This window comes from Streptomyces dengpaensis (assembly GCF_002946835.1).
GTDB classification, from domain to species: domain Bacteria; phylum Actinomycetota; class Actinomycetes; order Streptomycetales; family Streptomycetaceae; genus Streptomyces; species Streptomyces dengpaensis.
The window spans coordinates 8,123,719-8,142,540 of sequence record NZ_CP026652.1; the positions used below are offsets into that span (position 1 = coordinate 8,123,719).

The 18,822-nt window shown below is 69.6% G+C and carries 20 protein-coding genes and 1 pseudogene; 9 read left to right on the forward strand and 12 right to left on the reverse strand.

Going from position 1 to position 18,822, the window contains the following annotated elements; all coding sequences use genetic code 11:
- Nucleotides 1-187: 187 nt before the first annotated feature.
- On the forward strand, nucleotides 188-418 hold the full coding sequence (locus C4B68_RS37905; protein ID WP_099505673.1) for a response regulator transcription factor: 231 nt from the start codon (nucleotides 188-190) through the stop codon (nucleotides 416-418).
- A 103-nt stretch (nucleotides 419-521) separates the two neighbouring features.
- Here the strand turns inward: C4B68_RS37905 and C4B68_RS37910 are convergent, their stop codons facing one another.
- Nucleotides 522-959: a MarR family winged helix-turn-helix transcriptional regulator gene (locus C4B68_RS37910; protein WP_206337138.1), complete on the reverse strand. Its 438-nt coding sequence runs from the start codon at nucleotides 957-959 to the stop codon at nucleotides 522-524.
- A gap of 109 nt (nucleotides 960-1,068) precedes the next feature.
- On the opposite strand from C4B68_RS37910, the gene C4B68_RS37915 reads away from it, so the two are divergent.
- Entirely contained in the window at nucleotides 1,069-1,938 is an 870-nt protein-coding gene (locus C4B68_RS37915; protein ID WP_099505671.1) for an alpha/beta fold hydrolase, read from the forward strand.
- 84 nt (nucleotides 1,939-2,022) lie between these two features.
- Here C4B68_RS37915 and C4B68_RS37920 read toward each other — a convergent pair whose 3' ends face one another.
- From C4B68_RS37920 to C4B68_RS37940, 5 genes and pseudogenes are all read right to left on the reverse strand, one after another.
- Entirely contained in the window at nucleotides 2,023-2,982 is a 960-nt protein-coding gene (locus tag C4B68_RS37920; RefSeq protein WP_099505670.1) for an NAD(P)H-dependent flavin oxidoreductase, read from the reverse strand.
- A 122-nt stretch (nucleotides 2,983-3,104) separates the two neighbouring features.
- Nucleotides 3,105-3,341, reverse strand: a complete 237-nt coding sequence (locus C4B68_RS44910; protein WP_373682266.1) for a mycothiol transferase — start codon at nucleotides 3,339-3,341, stop codon at nucleotides 3,105-3,107.
- Nucleotides 3,269-3,460: pseudogene (locus C4B68_RS44915) on the reverse strand (metallophosphoesterase); the annotation flags it as partial. The pseudogene C4B68_RS44915 and the gene C4B68_RS44910, both read right to left, overlap by 73 nt.
- Before the next feature lie 470 nt (nucleotides 3,461-3,930).
- On the reverse strand, nucleotides 3,931-4,854 hold the full coding sequence (locus tag C4B68_RS37935; RefSeq protein WP_099505669.1) for an RNA polymerase sigma-70 factor: 924 nt from the start codon (nucleotides 4,852-4,854) through the stop codon (nucleotides 3,931-3,933).
- A gap of 157 nt (nucleotides 4,855-5,011) precedes the next feature.
- A complete protein-coding gene (locus C4B68_RS37940; protein ID WP_099505668.1) occupies nucleotides 5,012-5,485 on the reverse strand; it encodes a carboxymuconolactone decarboxylase family protein in 474 nt (157 codons plus the stop codon).
- A 254-nt stretch (nucleotides 5,486-5,739) separates the two neighbouring features.
- Between C4B68_RS37940 and C4B68_RS37945 the strand changes: the two genes are divergently transcribed.
- Nucleotides 5,740-6,930: an MFS transporter gene (locus tag C4B68_RS37945; protein WP_099505667.1), complete on the forward strand. Its 1,191-nt coding sequence runs from the start codon at nucleotides 5,740-5,742 to the stop codon at nucleotides 6,928-6,930.
- 80 nt (nucleotides 6,931-7,010) lie between these two features.
- Here C4B68_RS37945 and C4B68_RS37950 read toward each other — a convergent pair whose 3' ends face one another.
- Both C4B68_RS37950 and C4B68_RS37955 read right to left on the reverse strand, forming a co-directional pair.
- The gene (locus C4B68_RS37950) at nucleotides 7,011-7,349 is read right to left on the reverse strand and encodes a GNAT family N-acetyltransferase (protein ID WP_099505666.1); all 339 of its coding nucleotides are present in this window, start codon (nucleotides 7,347-7,349) and stop codon (nucleotides 7,011-7,013) included.
- On the reverse strand, nucleotides 7,346-8,341 hold the full coding sequence (locus C4B68_RS37955) for a pirin family protein (RefSeq protein WP_099505665.1): 996 nt from the start codon (nucleotides 8,339-8,341) through the stop codon (nucleotides 7,346-7,348). The genes C4B68_RS37950 and C4B68_RS37955 overlap by 4 nt, the downstream gene beginning before the upstream one ends.
- 96 nt (nucleotides 8,342-8,437) lie before the next feature.
- Between C4B68_RS37955 and C4B68_RS37960 the strand changes: the two genes are divergently transcribed.
- Nucleotides 8,438-8,935, forward strand: coding sequence for a carboxymuconolactone decarboxylase family protein (locus C4B68_RS37960; RefSeq protein ID WP_099505664.1), 498 nt, complete (start codon nucleotides 8,438-8,440; stop codon nucleotides 8,933-8,935).
- 175 nt (nucleotides 8,936-9,110) lie between these two features.
- Here C4B68_RS37960 and C4B68_RS37965 read toward each other — a convergent pair whose 3' ends face one another.
- Entirely contained in the window at nucleotides 9,111-9,770 is a 660-nt protein-coding gene (locus C4B68_RS37965) for a class I SAM-dependent methyltransferase (RefSeq protein ID WP_099505717.1), read from the reverse strand.
- Between the two features lie 486 nt (nucleotides 9,771-10,256).
- On the opposite strand from C4B68_RS37965, the gene C4B68_RS37970 reads away from it, so the two are divergent.
- The 4 genes from C4B68_RS37970 to C4B68_RS37985 are packed head-to-tail and all read left to right on the forward strand — an operon-like array spanning nucleotide 10,257 to nucleotide 15,751.
- Nucleotides 10,257-11,666 (forward strand): ABC transporter substrate-binding protein, encoded by a 1,410-nt coding sequence (locus C4B68_RS37970; protein ID WP_240634607.1) that lies wholly within the window; start codon nucleotides 10,257-10,259, stop codon nucleotides 11,664-11,666.
- A gap of 13 nt (nucleotides 11,667-11,679) precedes the next feature.
- Complete coding sequence (locus C4B68_RS37975) at nucleotides 11,680-12,633, forward strand: carbohydrate ABC transporter permease (RefSeq protein ID WP_099505663.1); 954 nt, start codon at nucleotides 11,680-11,682, stop codon at nucleotides 12,631-12,633.
- Nucleotides 12,630-13,514, forward strand: coding sequence for a carbohydrate ABC transporter permease (locus C4B68_RS37980; protein WP_099505662.1), 885 nt, complete (start codon nucleotides 12,630-12,632; stop codon nucleotides 13,512-13,514). Before C4B68_RS37975 ends, C4B68_RS37980 begins: the two co-directional genes overlap by 4 nt.
- On the forward strand, nucleotides 13,514-15,751 hold the full coding sequence (locus C4B68_RS37985; RefSeq protein ID WP_099505661.1) for a glycosyl hydrolase family 65 domain-containing protein: 2,238 nt from the start codon (nucleotides 13,514-13,516) through the stop codon (nucleotides 15,749-15,751). The genes C4B68_RS37980 and C4B68_RS37985 overlap by 1 nt, the downstream gene beginning before the upstream one ends.
- 31 nt (nucleotides 15,752-15,782) lie before the next feature.
- On the opposite strand, the gene C4B68_RS37990 is transcribed toward C4B68_RS37985, so the two are convergent.
- Nucleotides 15,783-16,829 carry a LacI family DNA-binding transcriptional regulator gene (locus C4B68_RS37990; RefSeq protein WP_167459240.1) on the reverse strand — a complete coding sequence of 349 codons (1,047 nt, stop codon included), beginning with the start codon at nucleotides 16,827-16,829 and terminating at the stop codon, nucleotides 15,783-15,785.
- Nucleotides 16,830-17,122: 293 nt separating this feature from the next.
- Nucleotides 17,123-17,716: a helix-turn-helix transcriptional regulator gene (locus tag C4B68_RS37995; protein WP_099505659.1), complete on the reverse strand. Its 594-nt coding sequence runs from the start codon at nucleotides 17,714-17,716 to the stop codon at nucleotides 17,123-17,125.
- A gap of 24 nt (nucleotides 17,717-17,740) precedes the next feature.
- Between C4B68_RS37995 and C4B68_RS42260 the strand changes: the two genes are divergently transcribed.
- Nucleotides 17,741-17,878 carry a hypothetical protein gene (locus C4B68_RS42260; protein WP_167459241.1) on the forward strand — a complete coding sequence of 46 codons (138 nt, stop codon included), beginning with the start codon at nucleotides 17,741-17,743 and terminating at the stop codon, nucleotides 17,876-17,878.
- A 28-nt stretch (nucleotides 17,879-17,906) separates the two neighbouring features.
- Here C4B68_RS42260 and C4B68_RS38000 read toward each other — a convergent pair whose 3' ends face one another.
- On the reverse strand, nucleotides 17,907-18,599 hold the full coding sequence (locus tag C4B68_RS38000; RefSeq protein ID WP_180289371.1) for an alpha/beta hydrolase: 693 nt from the start codon (nucleotides 18,597-18,599) through the stop codon (nucleotides 17,907-17,909).
- Nucleotides 18,600-18,822: the final 223 nt, after the last annotated feature.

Sequence of the window (18,822 nt, forward strand, 5' to 3'; positions counted from 1 at the left end):
CGGCGCGCCGCTGTCTACGCCCGTGGATGTGGCCTGTGACACGTCTGTGACAGTCGGCGGACACCGTCATGACGTCGACCGGCCAGGCTTATCGAAAAGGGACAAATGGCACTCAATCGGTCATATGTTTTCTGCTTTCAAGGGCGTGAGCAGGGGTGACCGAAGCCGATCCGTCGGAGGAAATCCCATGAGCCTCATCCACGCCACACCGCACGCCGAGGCCCCCGTGCCTACGCTGGCCCCGCGCGAGCGGGAGACTCTGCGGCATATCGCCGCTGGATGCACCTACCTGCAGACGGCCCGCCACATGGGACTGTCCCGGCACACGGTCGACGCCTATCTCCGCCGTATCCGGACCAAGCTCAACATCAACAGCACCGCCGAACTCACCCGGCTGGCCATTTCCCTGGGGCTGTGACACCCCGGGCGGGAAGCGCCCGGGAACCGCACGCTTCCGGCTGGCGGACACGTCTTTCCGCGTTCCCCGGGTTGGAACCCATTCGGGCGGAATGCCCATCCGGCTAACAGGGCGGTTCGGCCTTGGAGATGTCGACATCGTCGAACAGCTCCAGCATCCGGCTGAGCACTCGCACGCAGGCGGCGACGTCCGCATCGGTGAGGTCGCCGTCCACATGGCGCAGCAGGGCGTGCTCGCGGGCGGTCACGGCGGTGATCGCCGCGTGGCCGTCGTCGGTCAGCCGGATCAGCGAGGAGCGCTGGTGCGCCGGGTTCGGGATGCTCTCGACGAGCTTGCTCGCGGCGGCGTCATTGACCATCCGCTGCACGAACTGGCGGCTCAGGGACTGGGCTCGGCCCATCTGCGGCACGGTCATGGGCCCGTGCTCGCGCAGCAGGTCCAGCACGGCGCGTATGCCGACGGAGAGGCCCGGGGCGGCATCCTGCTCGATCTTGCGCTGGACGCGGCGATAGAGCGGTCCGACGAGGGCGAAGACCTCCATCAGCCGTTGCGGGAGTTCGTCGGGGGAGAGGCGGCGGTCGGTCTCGGTCACCGGACCATCATGACACCTTGGTTGCCATACATGCCCAGCACATGACACCTTAGTTGTCATGAATGAGGACTCGGTCTTTGCGCCCGTCGCCTGCACGCCCGTGTTCGACACCTTCGCCTCCCAGGACGGCCCACTCGCCTACCGCGACGCCGGGCCCCGCGACGGCCGCCCGCTGGTGCTGCTGCACGGCGGCTTCGTGGACCACACCCAGTTCGACAACCTGATCCCCGGCCTGGCAGCCCAGGGCTACCGGGTCATCGCGCCGGACGCCCGTGGCCACGGCTTCTCCGCCAACGCGAGCAAGCCCTTCCGGCAGGCCGACGACCTCGTCGACCTGCTGCGCCACCTCGACCTCGGTACTCGGGCGGCCCTGGTCGGCGTCTCGATGGGCGCCCTCATCGCCATCGACACCGCGATCGAGTACCCGGAGCTCGTACGGGCTCTCGTCGTCAGCGGTCGCGGCATCGGCGAGCCCGACCTCAGCGACCCATGGTCCGCCGCGCGTCACGAGGCCCAGACCAAGGCACTTGCCGTCGGCGACATCCCCGGCTGGCTGGACGCCTTCGCCCAGTGGGCCACGGGCCCTTCCCGCACGCTCGACGGCCTCCACCCCGAAATCGTGCGCCACATCCAGGAAATGGCGATGCGCACCCTGACGAAGCACATCCCAAACGAGCCGAACCACTGCGTTCCGCTGGAGGACGTAGCCTCCCGCGCCAAGGAAATCGCCGTCCCCGTCCTCGCCATCAACGGCGCCCTCGACATGCCCGGTTGCCTCGACACTGTCACCGCCCTCATAGACGCCGTCCCCAACGGCCGCAGCACGCGGCTGGACGGCGCCGGCCACTACACGACGATGGAGCAGCCGGAGGAATTCACCCGGATCCTGGCGGATTTCCTGCGCGAGGTCCACGGCGAGGAGGGATAGCCCAAGTCGTCAAGTATCCCGGGCGTCGGTGGCGCGTCGAACGGTGTGGGCTCGGCCGTGGTCGCTTCTGGCGGGCAGCTCCAGTCAGTGACCTCTCGCCCGGGCCAGGGCATCGCCGGCCTCGGCGGCCAATGTGGCGACAAGGTCGGCTGCGAGTGGCAGGTCGGTGATGAGGTCGATGGCCTCGCTCGCCCAGACCGGCAACGGGGGCACATCGCCGCGTGCCACGTCAGCCTGATAGGCCAGGCGGGCCGCGGGGTTCTCCGCGAGTTCCGCTTCCCGGCCTCGCCATTGGTCGAGGTACGGGTGGCCGAGGGTGCGAGCCGTGTACTTCGACGGCCAACGGGAGCTGCGGGCGATGTCGAGGATGCTGCTGCGCTCCGTGTCCTCCCCGCTTCCCTGGACGAGCGCCTTGGCGATCGAGGGATCGACAAGGGCCTCCGTCGTGGCCTGGAACCGGGTTCCGATGAGCGCCCCGGCGGCGCCCAGAGCCAGGGCGGCGGCCACGCCGCGGCCGTCCGCGATCCCCCCGGCCGCCAGTACCGGTACCGGTTCCGCCAGATCCACCACGACCGGCACGAAGGGCAGCGTGGACCGCCCCTGCCGGGCGCCATGCCCACCGCTCTCAGTACCCTGCGCGACGATGACGTCGGCACCCAGGTCCACCGCCTGCCTGGCTTCTTCCACATCGGTGACCTGAATGATCACGGCCACACCAGCCTCACGGACACGTTCAACGAACGGGCTCGGATCGCCGAAGGACAACATCACCGCTCTGGGGTTGTGCTCCAGCGCCTGCTCGACCGCGTCAACGCTGGTCGCCCAGCTCAGGAACCCGACACCCCATGGCTTCCCGGCACCCGCCACGATCGGCAGTTGGCGCGCCAGCCAATCCGCCTCCCCGCCTCCGGCGCCCAGCAGGCCGAGCCCGCCACCGCGCGAGACGGCCGCCGCCAGCGCACCGCCGGCCGACCCGCCCATCGGAGCCAACGCGATCGGGTGCTGGACACCGAACAACTTCGTGAACGCAGTCGACAACGCCATGGGGGTAATCATCACCCTGTCGGTACGCAGGGGCACCACCCCCGGAGCCCCACCGCACAGATCTCTCGTTATGACGTTCGCGGCCAGACGGCTCCCTGCGCGTTCGCGGGGCCCTGTCGTGCTTACTCGCCTGTCTCCCCGTCGATGAGCTCTCGGGCGATGTCGAGGTGGCCGAGGTGGCGTGCGTACTCCTGAAGCAGGTGGAACAGGATCCTTCCGAGGGAGGGGGCCTGGTCGGGCGTCTGGAACCTGCCTGCGACGACTCGGGCGGGACATGCCGTCCCGGCTATGCCTGCGTCGAGGCGAGTTCGACGACCGTGACGTCGGACGGGGCGCCCACGCGTACCGGCGGGCCCCACGCACCCGCGCCGCGGCTCACGTACAGCTGGGCAGCTCCGTGCGGGCGTTCTCCAGCGGGCGGCGCCGGAGAGGTACTCGTGTTTGCCGGTGACGAAGAACGCCCCATGGTGCGCCCGGAGTTGGGCGAGGGGTTCGACGGCCGTCCGTGTCGGTGGATCGCGGCAACTGTGGTGCCGTGGTCGCGCTGTCGGCCCTTGCGCCCCGCCCCGCCCGGGTCACTCGGTGTCGTTCTCGACGATGGCCTCTTCGCGATGCCATGCGCGTCTGCCAGAGGGTGCATTTGATTGACTGATTCCAGGTCTGAATTCGCGTCGCGGATTCAGCTTGCCCGCCGCGCGAAGCGCCTACCACGCCGAGAATGCGGTTGACTGGACGCGGCCGTCTCTGGCCCCCGAGGACTTCGTCAGGCCGGAATGGGTGTTGCGGTCCCCTGCCGTGTAACGGCACGGGTATTGCCAGGCGAAGGCCCCGTACGACTTCCTCCACCGCTACTCGACGGGCGGCACCGGCGCACAAGGCACCAGCGCCGCCACGTCGACCGCGGAGGCAGCCGAGAAAGAGTCAAAGAACTGGGCGTCCGCACCGAGTTCAGTTCGGCTGCCGACGCGCCCGCTTCACCTCGCGGTCGATGGCCCAGGCGTCGGCGACCGGCCCGAGGTGGCCGAGCTTGTCGGGGTTGATCACGGCGCGGATGGTCTGAATCTGCCCGTCGAGCACTTCGAGGGCCAGGGTGTGGAGCACCTTGCCGTCCCGGTCGCGGAAGATCGCGCCGGGCTGGCCGTTGACCTCGTGCGGCTCGAACGACACGTCGATCCGGATCAGCCAAGGGAAGGCCGTGCCCAGCACCCGGGCCACGTTGTCCGCGCCCATGACGGCCTTGGCCAGCTGTGGGGCCTTGCCGCCGCCGTCCGAGACCAGCTGCACATCGGCGGCCAGCAGATCCCGCAGCCCGCCCACATCGCCGTCCTTCAGCGCGTCGAAGAACCGCGTCGCCAGCTCCTGCCGCTCCTGCCGGTCCGCTTCGAAACGCGGGCGCCCGGCCTCCATATGGCGACGCGCCCGCACCAGCAGCTGCCGGCACGCCGACTCCGAACGCCCCACCGCCGCGCCGACCTCGTCGAACCCGAAGGCGAACACCTCCCGCAGCACAAACACCGCCCGCTCCAGCGGGCTGAGCCGCTCCAACAGCAGCAGCGCCGCCATCGACACCGAGTCGGCCAGTTCCACCGACCGCGCCGGATCCTGATACGGATCGCTCAGCAGCGGCTCGGGAAACCACGGGCCCACGTACTCCTCCCGCCGCACCCGCGCGGAGCGCAGTACATCGATCGAGATGCGCGTCACCACGGCCGAGAGATAAGCCTTGATCGACCTGGGCCGGGTCGCCGAGCCGTCAAAGCGCAGCCATGTCTCCTGCACCGCGTCCTCGGCCTCACCCACACTGCCCAGAATCCGATAGGCGATCGAAAACAGCAGCGGCCGCAGCTCCTCGAACTCCTCGGCCTTGTTCACGCCGAAGCCCCTCCCCTTGAAGCGCTCCCACCCGGACCCACTCGCCGGCGCGGGCATCTTCTGGTGATCATCCGGACCGTCGGCAGGCCAGAGTAACGCCCCCGAGGCCGGGGGCCCGGAGCCCGCAGCCGGACTCCGAGCCAGTTGCTGATGCGGTTCAGTGGAACTGCCCGGGCTCGTAGTCGCCGGCCGGCTGCTGGGCGATGATGTTCAGCCGGTTCGCCATGTTCATGAAGGAGACCAGGAGCACCAGGGCGGTGAGCTGCTCCTCGTCGTAGTGCTTGGCGGCGTAGGCCCACACTCCGTCGCTGACCCCAGCGGCCGCGTCCGCGACCCGGGTCCCCTCCTCGGCCAGCGCCAGCGCGGCACGCTCGGCGTCGGTGAAGACCGTGGCCTCCCGCCAAGCCGCGACCAGGTTCAGCCGCACCGAGGTCTCGCCGGCAGCGGCGGCCTCCTTGGTGTGCATGTCGATACAGACGGCGCAGCCGTTGATCTGACTTACGCGAAGCGCCACCAGCTCCTGCGTGGCGGTCGGCAGCGGCGATTCCTTGAGCGCTTTGCCCGCCGACATCATGTACTTGAGGGCCTTGCCGGCGGTCGGGTCGGCGAAGTAGTTCAGTCGCGCGTCCATGGTGTGCTCCTCTGCGGTCGTCAGTGGCTACACCCCCTGAGACGGGGTAGCCCGACCCCCTGTGACATGGACGAATGTGACCCGCGTCTCCCGGCCGTCGGCGCACTCCAGCCGACGAATTCGGCGTCACCCGCGCCCACGTGATCGGGGGATGACTGTGCTGATTGGCCGGGCTCCCTCGGCTCTCCCGTACCGGCGGCGCGCCGGGCACGGCAGTCCGGGCTGAGGCAGCGTGCGGGGCTAGCGTCGGCGGCATGGACGGTGATCGCCGAGGGTGGCGCCAGTGTTTGCTCAGCGGTGCGGTGTTCGCCGTGTGTATGGCCGGCACCACGCTGCCGACTCCCCTCTACGGCCTCTACCAGGAGAAGTTCGGGTTCTCCGAGCTGACGGTCACCGTCGTGTACGCCGTGTACGCCTTCGGGGTCATCGGCGTACTGCTGCTGGCGGGCAACGCCTCGGACGCCGTGGGCAGGCGTCCGCTGCTGCTGTGGGGCCTGGTATTCGCGGCGGCGAGCGCCGTCTGCTTCCTGTGCGCCACCGGGCTGGGCTGGCTGTACGGGGGGCGGCTGCTGTCGGGACTGTCCGCCGGTCTGTTCACCGGGGCTGCCACGGCGTACGTGATGGAGTTGGCGCCGTACGGTGGCGCCTTCCGGGCGACGTTCGTGGCGACGGCCGCCAATATGGGCGGGCTGGGCTGCGGCCCGCTGCTCGCCGGAGTGCTCGCGCAGTACGCTGCCTGGCCGCTGTACCTGCCGTTCGTCGTGCACCTCGCCCTGGTGGCCTGCTCGGCCGCCGTCCTGCTGTGGCTCCCGGAGACCGTACGGGAGCGGCGGTCGCTGAGCACCGTACGGCCGCAACGGCCCAGCCTGCCCCCGCAGGTGCGGGCGGTGTTCGGGCCGGCGGGGATCGCCTCGTTCGTGGGGTTCGCCTTGTTCGGGGTGTTCACGTCGGTCAGCCCGGCGTTCCTCGCGCAGTCCCTGAACGTGCGCAACCGCGCCGTCGAGGGGCTGGTCGTCGCGCTGGCCTTCTTCGCCTCGACCGCCGGTCAACTGGCCGTCGGCCGCGTCGGGGTGGGGCGAGCGCTGCCACTGGGCTGCGCCGCACTCCTCGCCGGGCTGGCGCTGCTCGCGGGCGCGCTGCGATGGGACCTGCTGTTGCTGGTGGTGCTGAGCGCGATCGTCGGCGGGGCCGGGCAGGGGCTGGCGTTCCGCGGGGCGCTGTCCGCGGTGGCCGAGGCGTGTCCCGCGAACCGGCGCGCGGCGGTGATCTCGACGCTGTTCGTGGTGGCTTACGCGGGCATCTCGGTGCCGGTGATCGGCGTGGGTGTACTGGCGAGTCCGCTCGGCCTGGAGGGCGCGGGGCTGGTGTTCATCGCGTGCATGGCCGTCCTGGTCTCGACCGCGGGCGTCTACCTGCTCCGACGGCCGGTATCAGCGAGGGCGTGAGCGTGTACGGGCGTGGGGGCGCGCGGTGACCCACGCGCGCCTGCCTGCGGATTCGGCGCCGCCCCGCAGCGCCGCGCACGTCACTTCAGCGCTTCATCGAGCCACTGCCGGATCTCCGGGGTCACAGGATCGGTGATGTCGGTGAACTCCTCATGCTTGCCCAGGTACTTCGCCACGTAGGGGCAGACGGGCACGATGTGCTTGCCGGCTGCGCGTACGTCGGTCAGCGCCTCCCGTACGAGGACGGAGGCCAGTCCCTGTCCGGCGAACGAATCGTCGATCTTGGTGAGGTAGAAGACACGCTGATCGCCGTGGTCGCGGTAGGCGGTGAAGCCGGCGAGCTCGCCGTCGACATGGATTTCGTAGCGGTGCCTGTCGGCTGCGTCCTCGACGACAGGGGCGGCGGCCTGTTGTGTCATCGTGTTCCCTTCCAGGGCAGTGCGGGGTTCTTCCGGGGCGTGATGGTTGCGTTGGGCAAGGCGGGCGCGGGAAGCCTGTCCCCGTCGTATCCCTCGACCCGGCCGAAGCGGTCCGACGCCTGCTGCCATGCTTCCCGGGCCTGAACGATGTCTTCGTGGCTGCGGCCGATGAAGTTCCACCACATCACGATCTCTTCCTCGAACGGTGGCCCACCGAGCAGCAGCATCCGGGCGTCCGCATCCGTCTCGTTCGTCAGCGTCAGCGTCGCCTCGCCCGGGGCCGCATAGCCGAGTTCGGCCGGTTGCAGGAGCGCTCCGGCCATGTGGACCTCGCCGCGGTCGACGAGAACGCCGTGCTCGAACCCAGGGTCGACAGCGAGCGTCGTGGTGGCGCCGGGCTCAAGAGTCAGTTCAGCGCCCAGCAGCGGGGTGAAGGTACGGACGGGGGACCTGTCGCCGGCGAGGGAGCCCAGGAAAACCTTGGCCTCGCCCCCGTCGACTTTGACCACGTTCGGCACGTAGTGATGGAAGTCCCGGCCGGTGTTCCGGTGCGCGTCGGGCAGCGCCACCCACAGCTGCACGCCGTGCAGCACGGTCGTCTGGGGGGTGGAGACCTCCGAGTGGCAGATCCCGAAGCCGCCGGTCATGAGGTTCAGCTCACCTGGCCTGACGAACGCATGGCTGCCCAGGCTGTCGCGGTGCTCGATCTCCCCGCTGAACAGCCAGCTCACCGTCTGCAGCCCGGTGTGCGGGTGGGGAGCGACGTCCATGCCGCCCGTCTCGGCGACGTCGTCGGGGCCGTAGTGATCAGCGAAGCACCAGGCGCCGATCAGCGTCCGGGCCCGCTGGGGCAGCGTGCGGCGCACCGTCATCGCCCGAGGGCCGCCCAGCGGCACGTCGCGCGCGGCAAGGACCTGGACTCGGGTCGTGGAATCACCGTCCGGCGTGGCACCGGAGCGCACCTCAGCCGGTTTGACCTCTGTGTTGCTCACTGCGCGACGCCTCCCGCAAAGAGTTAGTTGTATGTTCAATCTTCATAGCATAATCGTAGGTCGAGCGGCCGACGGTCGCAGGGTCAAGGAGGACACGTGACGGAAGCGGCAACGGCGACCCGGGCCGGGCGCATCTTTATCGACAAGCAGAGCCCGGCGGCCTACCAGGCGTTGACCTCGGCCGCTGAAACAGTCCGCGCGGTCGCCGCCGAGGCGGGTCTCGACCGGATACTCGTCGAGCTGGTCAACCTGCGCGTCTCGCAGCTCAACGGCTGCGCCTACTGCCTCAGCCTGCACACCAGGGCCGCACTGCACGCGGGCGAGACGACGCAGCGCCTCGGTGTACTGCCGGCATGGCGTGACACCGAACTGTTCACCCCCCGGGAACGCGCGGCCCTTGCCCTGGCCGAAGCCACCACGTACCTCACTGACGCCACCGCACAGGAAGCCGCATACGCCGAAGCCGGCTTGATCCTCACCGACGACGAGATCTCGGCGGTCACATGGGTGGCGATCACCATGAACGCCTTCAACCGGGTGTCCATCATGAGCAAGCATCCCGTGCGCAGCGCCTCGAAACTTCCCCCCGCCTGAACCCGCGACGGTTTCGACCGGTAACGGCGAGGCCGTGGAGGCGCATCCGCGACATCGTTTGCGGCGGGAAGCGACGAGGCGTGCAACGGTACGCCGACCCGATCGATGGTCTGGTGCACGCGGCCGTCGTTGATCGCCCACGGGAAGCGGTCATCCAGTTCATCACGACGGGCAGTCAGGCGCGGCCTGCCGGCGGTTCTGCAATGCCGACGATTCTTCCGTCCACGGGCCGGACGCGGACCGACCACCCCAGTGTTGTGAGGTCGCCCGTGAGTTTCCGGGCATCGTGGAAGATCTTCACGACGCGGTACTGGCTGCCGTCCTCGAGTCGGCGCAAAACCGCGGGGACGGGCCCATCTGTGATGACTTCCTCGCTCGCGGCCGCGGCGGGGCCGTCGTCTATGAAGATCGCTTTGCCGCGCGGCGCAAGCAGGGCGGCGACGGTGTTCCAGAAGTCGGGCGACCGCCACGGCGGGACATGGGAGAGCCAGAAGGCGAAGAACACCGTGTCGTAGCGCCTCGGCGGCTGCCAGTCGAACACATCGGCCTGAATGAACTGGACGTTGGGGGCTGGAGTACGCGCACGGGCGATGGCCAACACCTCGGCGGCCGCGTCGACAGCCGTCACCGAATGCGCGCGGGCGGCGAGCAGCGGGGTCCACTGGCCCGTTCCGCAGGCCAACTCCAGCACATCCCCGACAACCGGAAGGTCATCGACTACGGTCAGTAATCGCTGCAGGTCCTCGCGCTCCGCATAGGGCCGGTCGTACTCGGCCGCGCCTGCCCGGTAGTAGGCGAGTTGCTCCGCCAGGAGGTTGCCGTCATCGCTGCTCATGACCCCGACCCGGTTCGAGAGCACGCCGACAAGTGTCTTCTGTCGCCCCTGCCGGCGCGTCCCAGAACTGCTGGCTCTGCAGGTGGCTGTCCGGTGGCAGCACTGCGATCCCCTTCCACTGTTGAGGTTCCCCGACCGAAACGAATGGTCAGGCCTGCCCCTGGGGCAAGGTCAACTCTGACGAGGTGTGAAGAAACGGGCAGTACATTCCGGCCGGCCCTCCCAGTCGTGGGCCGCCCCCCTCCCGGTCGAGAGTCGCCCCCTCCCGGTCGAGACCGCACGGTCGCCTTCCACCCAGATATGAACGATCAAATTTCTCCTCCCACCGACAGCCACCGAGCGCCATGTGCGACACCAACTCCCCGGTGAGAGCGGCTGGAAGAGAAGCTTGGAAAGAATGAGCGCAGTCGCTGCCGGAGGGGTTGACGGGAGGACGTATCGAGGCCATCTTGAACGATCAAATCAACCGTTGGCAGGGCCGCTGCCATGAGCCGGCCGACGCAGGGTCTGCATCTGCCGATGAACAGCGAGGAGGACACCGTGAGTTCTTCGCGGATAGCCGTCGGTGCGGGACAGGGCCGACCGAAACCCCCGGGCGCGAGGCCGGTGCGGGCGGCTGCGGTGGTCGCGGCGGTGATGTGCGCCTCGGTACTCAGCGCATGCGGTGGCTCGGACTCGTCCGACACCGACGCGGGCGGTCCGGAGAAGTCCCAGGACCGCGGCCCGATCACCCTGGCCAGCGGCAAGGACACCACGGGCACCCTGCAGGGCCAGCTCGACCGCTGGAACAAGCAGCACCCCGACCAGAAGGTCACTCTGGTCGAACTCCCGGAGAGCGCCGATCAACAGCGCCAGCAGTTCATCCAGAACGCCCAGACCAAGTCCGACACCTACAGCGTGCTCAACCTCGACCCGATCTGGGTCGCCGAGTTCGCGGCCAACCAGTGGATCGACGAGCTTCCCGCCAAGGAGTTCCCGCTCGACAAGATGATCCCCGCCGTCGTGAAGACCGGCGAGTACTTCGGCAAGCAGTACGCCGTCCCGTTCAACACCAATGCGGGACTGCTCTTCTACCGCAAGGACCTCCTCGACAAGGCCGGCGCCCAACCCCCCACCACCTGGGACGAGTTGAAGCAGGCCTGCGAGAAGGTGCGGAAGCTCCCCGAGGGCAAGGGCATCGGCTGCTACGCCGGACAGTTCGACAAGTACGAGGGACTGACCGTCAACTTCTCCGAGGCCGTGGCCTCCGCCGGCGGCAGCGTCGTCGACGACAAGGGCAAGGCAACCGTCGACACCGAGGCCGCCAAGAAGGGCCTGCAGTTCCTCGCCGACGGGTTCAAGGACGGCACCATTCCCCAACAGGCCTCCACCTACAAGGAGGAGGACGGCCGCCGCGACTTCCAGTCGGGCAAGCTCCTCTTCCACCGTCAGTGGCCCTACCAGTGGACCCTCGCCAACGCCAAGGACGGGTCGAGCGAGGTGGCGGGGAAGTTCGGCGTCGCCGCGCTGCCCGGCCTCGACGGCCCCGGCAAGTCCAGCCTCGGCGGACTCGACCTGGCCGTCAGCAAGTTCGCCAAGAACAAGGCCACCGCCCTCGACTTCATCAAGTTCTTCTCGAACGAGGCCAACGCCAGGACCAATCTCAAGGTCACCTCAGCGGCTCCGCCGTACACCGACCTCTATGACGACCCGGCGCTGCGCAAGCAGTTCCCGTACCTGGCCACCCTCAAGGAGTCCCTGGACACGGCGACGCCACGGCCTGTGGTCGTGCACTACGGCGATGCCACGGCCGCCATCCAGGAGAGTGCCGCGGCCGCGCTGAGCGGTTCCAAGTCGGTCGACGACGCCTTGGCCGATATGCAGAAGAACCTCTCCGCCGCCGTCGCCGCGAAGTAGACGGGCCGCCCACGTGTCCGTCACAACGCCGACGCCGGTGCGCAAGACCACGTCGTCCCGGCCCGCGCGCTCATCGCGCCGGGCCGGGACGGCCGGTCTGGCCGCGGCCCTGCTCTCACCGACGCTGCTCGTCCTCCTCCTGGTCATCGGATACCCCGTGGTGGCGGCCCTGCGGCTGTCCTTCCAGGTGTCCAGCGAGTCCATCGACCCGGACACCGGTTTCAAGGTGACCGCCACCTCCTACGGCGCCGACAACTACGCGTCCGTCTTCTCGGACGACCGGCTGCTGCGGCCCTGGTGGAACACCACGTCGTTCGCCCTGGCCTCGGTCACCCTCGAGGTCCTGATCGGTGTCGCCATGGCCCTGGTCATGCACCGGGCCTTCCGGGGCCGGGCACTCGTCCGCGCCGCCGTCCTCGTGCCCTGGGCCATCCCCACCGCGATCTCCGGCATGCTCTGGAAGTGGATCTTCAACAGCCAAGGGGTCGCCAACGAGATTCTCGGCGCCCAAGTGCTGTGGAGCAGCGACGGGTTCCAGGCCTGGCTCTCGGTGGTCATCGCCGACACCTGGAAGACCGCGCCGTTCATCGGGCTGCTCGTCCTCGCCGGGCTGCAGATCATCCCCGGTGAGCTGTACGAGGCAGCCCGCGTCGACGGCGCCTCCGCGTGGCGCGTCTTCTGGCGGATCACCCTGCCCCTGGTCCGCCCGGCCCTCGTGGTCGCCGTGCTCTTCCGTCTCCTGGACGTCCTGCGCATGTTCGACCTGCCGTACGTCCTGGTGGGGCCGCGAAAACATTCGGTCGAGACACTCTCGATGATCGCCTTCGACGAGATGACCAATCTGCGCTTCGGCACCGCCGCCGCGTACGCGACCGTCCTGTTCCTGTACGTCGCCGTGGTCGCCCTCGCGTTCGTGAAGCTGTTCGGGGCCGATCTGATCGGCCGGGGCACCAGGAGCGAGACATGAGCACGACGACCTTCAGGCTTCGGCGGTCCACCACCGTACGGCGTGGCACGACGCGCGCCGGGCGCGGCACGGCGTGGGCCCGCCGTCTGGGCATCGCGGCGATCGTGGCGTACTGCCTCGCGCCCTTCTACTGGATGGTCGTCTCCAGCCTGCGCAGAACGGGCGACCAGTTCTCCAACGCACCGCTGCCCGCACCGGTCTCCTTCGACAACTACTCCGCGGCCTTCGACGCGCGCAACGGATTCGGCCGGGCCCTCGTCAACAGCCTCGTCGTGGCCGGTGTCACCACCGCCGTCACGCTGGTCGTCGCCATCTTCGCCGGATACGCGCTGGCGCGGCTGCAGTTCCGCGGCAAGACACTGATCCTGACGCTGATCATCGCGGCCTCGATGTTCCCGCCGATCATCCTGGTGGTGCCGCTGCTCGAACTCTTCACGGACGCGGGCTGGATCAACACCTACCAGGCGATGATCGTCCCGAGCATGAGCTTCGCCCTGCCGCTCGCCGTCTGGAACCTCACCGCGTTCTTCCGTCAGATGCCCGCGGAGCTGGAGAAGGCCGCGCAGGTCGACGGGTGCACACCCGCGCAGGCGTTCCGCAAGGTCGTGCTCCCGCTCGCCGCACCGGGCGTCTTCACCACGGCGATCCTCGTCTTCATCTGCGCCTGGAATGAATTCCTCATCGCGGTCAGCGTGGTGAATGACCGTCAGATGATGACCGCGAACGTGATCGTGTCGCTGTTCACCGGCCAGTACAAGTACGACCAGCCGTTCGGCACGCAGATGGCGGCCGGGGTCGTGGTGACCCTGCCGCTCGTCGTCGCCGTGTTGTTCTTCCAGCGGCGGATCGTGGACGGACTCACGGCAGGAGGACTGAAATAGTGGACGCCCCCACGACGGGAGGACCGACACAGGGGAGCGACACGGCCGGCGGGGCGTCCGCCGCACCCGACGAGTGGGTGCTGGTCACCGACGACCCGCTGACCGACTACCACCCCGCCTTCACCGGCAACGGCCGGCTGGCCGCGCGCGTGCCGGCGGCCGGCAACGGCTTCGCCGAGGCCCCCGTGCGTACCCAGTTCCATGTCGCAGGCCTCTACACCGGCCGCGGCGGCGAATGGTCCCGCAAGGCGTCCCTGCCCGCCTGGACGACGCTCGACGTGAGCGATGGCAGCGGCTCGTTCAACGACGCGTTCAGCTCCGTACGCGCAACGGGGGAGCAGCTGGTAGGCGGTGACTGGGCCGCGGTGACACGGCCGGAGGCCGGAGCCGCTCGCGGCATCGAGCGGTACCGGCAGTCCCTCGACCTGCGCACCGGAGTGATCACCACGGAGGCCCGCTGGACCTCGCCGGCGGGCCGGGTCACGGACGTGCGCTACCAGGTGCTCATCGACCGGTCCCGGCCTCACGTGGGCGCCGTGACCGTGACGGTCATCCCGCACTGGGAGGGGACACTCGTCGTCAACGACACCCTCGACGACCGGGCGGCTGCCCGCACAACGCCCGCCCGGCAGGGAGCGGGCGCAGGACGGATCTGGACCGTCACGGAGGCCGAGGGCAGTGGCATCGTGGCCGCGGTCGTCTCCGTGCTCGACGCCGTCGCCGCGCCGCGCTCTCCAGCGGGGGAGGGGACGGCGGCGCAGACGGTCACGGTACGCGCGCTGCCGGGCCAGGCCCACACCTTCACCAAATACGTGTCCGTCGTGACCGCGCACGACGCCGACGACCCGCACGCAGCCGCCCGAGCCCACGCCGACGCGGCGGCCCGTGCGGGATACGGCCGGCTCGCCGACGACAACCGCCGGGCCTGGGCACGGGAGTGGGAGGGCGACATCGTCGTCCGCGGCGACGCCCGCCTGCAACGCCAGGTGCGGGCCTCGAAGTTCTACCTCCTGACCAGCGTGCGCGAGGACTCGCCGTGGTCGCCCTCACCCGCCGGGCTCTCCAGCGACAGCTACAACGGCCATGTCTTCTGGGACACCGAAACCTGGATCTACCCGAGCATCCTCGCCCAGCACCCGCAGATCGCCGAGAGCGTCCTCGACTACCGGGTCCGGCGGCTCGACGCGGCCCGCGCCTACGCCGCCGACGGCGGACACAGCGGCGCCCGCTTCCCCTGGGAGAGCAGCCTCACCGGCGACGAGGACACACCGGCATGGGCCCCGTTCGGCCGTCTCGAACAGCACGTCAGCTCGGATGTCGCGCTGGCCTTCTGGCAGTACTGGCTGGCCACCGGCGACGAGCGGTGGCTGCGTACGTCGGGACTGCCCGTGCTGAGCGCGGTCGCGGACTTCTGGACGAGCCGGGTCACCGCCGACGCCGAGGGCCGCTGTCACATCAACGGGGTGATCCCGCCCGACGAGTACGCGGAAGGACCGCACGACGACTCCGTCTATACCAACGTCGCCGCCCGGGCCGTACTCCGCTTCGCCGCCCGGGCCGCCGAGAGGCTGGGGCAGCCGGCCGACCCGCGCTGGACGGACGTCGCCGACCGGCTGGTCATCCCCTTCGATCAAGCCCAGGGCATCCACCCGGAGTTCACCGGATACGAGGGCCAACGGATCAAGCAGGCGGACGTGGTGATGCTCGCCTACCCATGGGAGAACCCGCAGTCCGCGGAGGTCACCCGGGCCGACCTCGAGTACTACGTGCCCCGTACGCACGAGGAGGGCCCGTCGATGACCGACTCGGTGCACTCCATCGTCTACGCCGAACTCGGCGACGCCAAGGCGGCGTTCGAGCACACGCGGCGCAGCGTCGAGCCGTTCCTCCGACCGCCCTTCGAGCAGTTCGCCGAGGCCCGCACCGGGGGAGCCTTCACCTTCCTCACCGGGCACGGCGGCTTCCTGCAGGAGTTCCTCCACGGCTACTCGGGGCTGCGCTGGCGCGCGGACCGGGTCGTGCTCGCACCGATCCTGCCCGACCCGCTGGACGGCATCGCGCTGCGGCGGCTGCGCTGGAGGGGCCGTGTCTTCGACATCGACATCCGGCACGACGGTACGACGGTACGGCTGCACGCGGGCGAAGAGCTCCCGGTGGAGGCCGCGGGACAGCTCCATCACGTCCCGGCCGGGGGAGAAGTCAGGCTCGCTACGCGCACACCATTGGCGGACCGTTAACCGTTGGTCAGTGGCGGGGCGCGCGGCAGGGTCAGCCGCCGGGCGCGCCCCGCAGCGGCGCCGAACTCGCGCGCACGACCAACTCCGGAACCAGCAACCGGTGCAGAGACTCGGCAGCCTCGTCGAAGCCCTTGTCCGCGTTCCGGTCGGCGAGCCGCAGCAGCTCCGCCATGATCAACCGGCCGACCGCCTCTATCGGCTGACGGATACTCGACAGACCCACCGCCGCCGCGGCAGGGGTGTCGTCGAAGCCCACCACCGCGATGTCCTCGCCGGGGCGCAGCCCGTGGTGGCGCACGGCGTGCAGCGCGCCGACTCCAAGGGTGTCGGTCGCCGCGACCACAGCGGTCGGCGGATCCGGCCGGTCCAAGAGCTCCGCCATCAGCCGCGTACCACTCGACATGGTGTCGTCGCCCCGTACGTCGAGCCGATGGCTTTGGGCGAGCAGGCCGTGCCGGTCCATGGCCGTCAGCCAGCCGTGCGCCCGCGCGTCGCCGACACTGGAGCCCTCGGGCCAGCCCAGGAATCCGATGCGCCGGTGGCCGGCGGCGACGAGGTGGTCGACGGCCGAGGCCGTCCCGGCCGTGTTGTCGACGTCGGCCCAGCTGTAACCGTCGACACCGGTCGCGGTGCGCCCGAATGCCGCGAACGGGACGCCGGCCGCCACCAGTTGCCGTGGACGCGGATCGTGCGGAGTGACGTCGTAGAGCACCACCGCGCTCACGGCCCCGGCGCGCCACAGCGCCGTGCACCGTTCGGTCTCCTCGCCGGCATCGGTCGCCGTGAACAGCAGCACATGGTGGTCGCATGCCTGGCCCGCCTCGGCGAGCGCGTGCAGGAAGCGGTCCTGGATGGAGGCCACCGTCTCCGCGTGGACCGGCAGGATCCTGCACCCGACCATGCGGGGAGAGCTGGCTCTGAGCGAGCGTGCCGCCCGGTTGGGGTGGTAACCGAGGTCGGCGACCGCCCGGTTGACCCGCTCCCGCGTCTCGGCGCGGACCCGGTCGGGTGCGTTGAGCACGTTGGACACCGTCTGCCGTGACACCCCGGCCGCCTCGGCGACGTCCGAGATGGTCACGGACGGGCCCGGAGGCAGCCGTGGGCCATGGGAACCGGCTGTCATCTGCTTCCCCCCGCTGGTCGACCCCTGCGTATGCGCATGAACGGAGATCGGCGCCGCGCATGCTGGACGGATCGATTTTATCGTTCAAACCTGGGCTGTCGAGGCTGGACGGACGGGACGGGCACCACGAACACGGAGGGGGATGGGCAGCGCGCGGCTGTGGTGCCCATGCAGGAACGTCCCGCCCGGCCAACGAGGTTGCTCGTGACCGGTGCCCGGACCGGCGCTCAAGTGCACATCGAGCACGTCTAGTCGGGAGGCATCTTTGCCAAGGCGTCACGCAGTGCGGCGCGGGAGGTCACACCCAGCTTGGGGAAGAGCTGGTACAGGTGGGTGGAGACGGTGCGCGGGGAGAGGAAGAGCCGTTCGCCGATCTGTTTGTTGGTGAGGCCGGCGGCTGCGAGCGTGGCGATCTCCCGCTGCTGTGGGGTCAGGGACGCCGGCCCGGCGCGCTCGACGTGCCCCGTGGACAGCCCGGTTGCCCGCAGCTCGTTGCCGGCCCGGGCCGCCCAGGGGGTGGCGCCGAGTCGCTCAAAGGTGTCGAGTGCGGCGACGAGCTGTGTGCGCGCTTCCGTGGTTGATTTCGCCCGTCGGAGCCGTTCGCCATGGGCGAGTTGAACCCGAGCCAACTCGAACGGCCAGCGGTCGGTGCCGGGTACGGCCAGAGCCTTGTCGAACAGCTTGACCGCGTGGCGATCGGTCGCGGCGATCGCTGCCGATGCCTCCACGATCATGGCGAGCCGTGGCGAGATCGCGGCGACGCCGGCCTCGCGTACTGCGGCGACATGGGCTGCGGCCTCAGCGGGCCGGCCCGTTCTGACCGCGGACTCGACGAGATCCATGAAGAGAAACAGGGCGGTGGGGACGTGAGAGGCGAGCTCGCCCGCGCGGCCGACGAGCAGGCGGTGGGCGGTGTCGAGGTCGCCGTCACCGCGAGGAGGAGATGGTGCGCCGCGGCGACCAGCGGTCCTGCCCGCCCGCCGTCGGCCCGGCTGGACAGATGACCGGGGGCCGAAGCTCGGCCGTGCGCGGTCAGTGCTCGGCGGCCTGCCTGATCAAGGCAGCCACCTCAGCCGGCTGTGACACGTAGACGGCGTGGCTGCCGGCGACCTCGACGACTTGGGAGCCCGCCCTCTCCGACATCGCGCGCTGCGCCGGCGGCGGGATCATGCGGTCGTCGGTCGCGATGAGGTACCAGCTCGGCTTCACCCGCCAGGCGGGCTCCACCACAGCACCAGTGAGGGCGTCGACGCCCCACGGGATCTGGGAGTCGGCCTTGAACGCCGCCTGCTCGGCCGGCACATCGCCGGCGAAGGAGTCCGCGAACTTCTCGCGGTCCAGGAACAGGAAGCCGTCCCTGGGCGGCAGGATCGGCGGGACCGGAGCGCCGGGCGGGGGGTCGGCGATGAGCGAGTTCACCGATTCGCCCTTGTCCGGCGCGAATGCGGCGATGTAGACCAGCGCCGAGACCTTCGGGTGATTGCCTGCCTCGGAGATCACGACGCCGCCGTAGGAGTGTCCCACCAGGACGACCGGCCCGTCCTGGGCGTCGATCACCTGCCGCGTCGCGGCGACGTCGCCTTCCAGGGACAGGGTCGGGTTCTGGACGACGCTGACGTTGTACCCGTCCCGCTTGAGGATGTCGTAGACCCCCTGCCAGCCGGATCCGTCCACGAATCCTCCGTGGACGAGAACGACGTTCCTCGGTTCCGAACTCACGCTCATGACTTCTCCTTCTGCGCGCTGGACCGTTGCGGTCACGCGCAGAAAGCTAGGCGGAGGCGAGCGGGATGGATTCCGTCAAGTGACGTAGTTCGGCGAGCAGGCTTTCGCACCCCGAGCGCTCCTGCCCGGTCATGCTGACGATGCGTCAGGTGTGAGGCCGCCGTTCACGATGTCCGTGCATGGATGCCTGCGGCACAACTTGCGCGGTAGGAGCCGGTCCCAG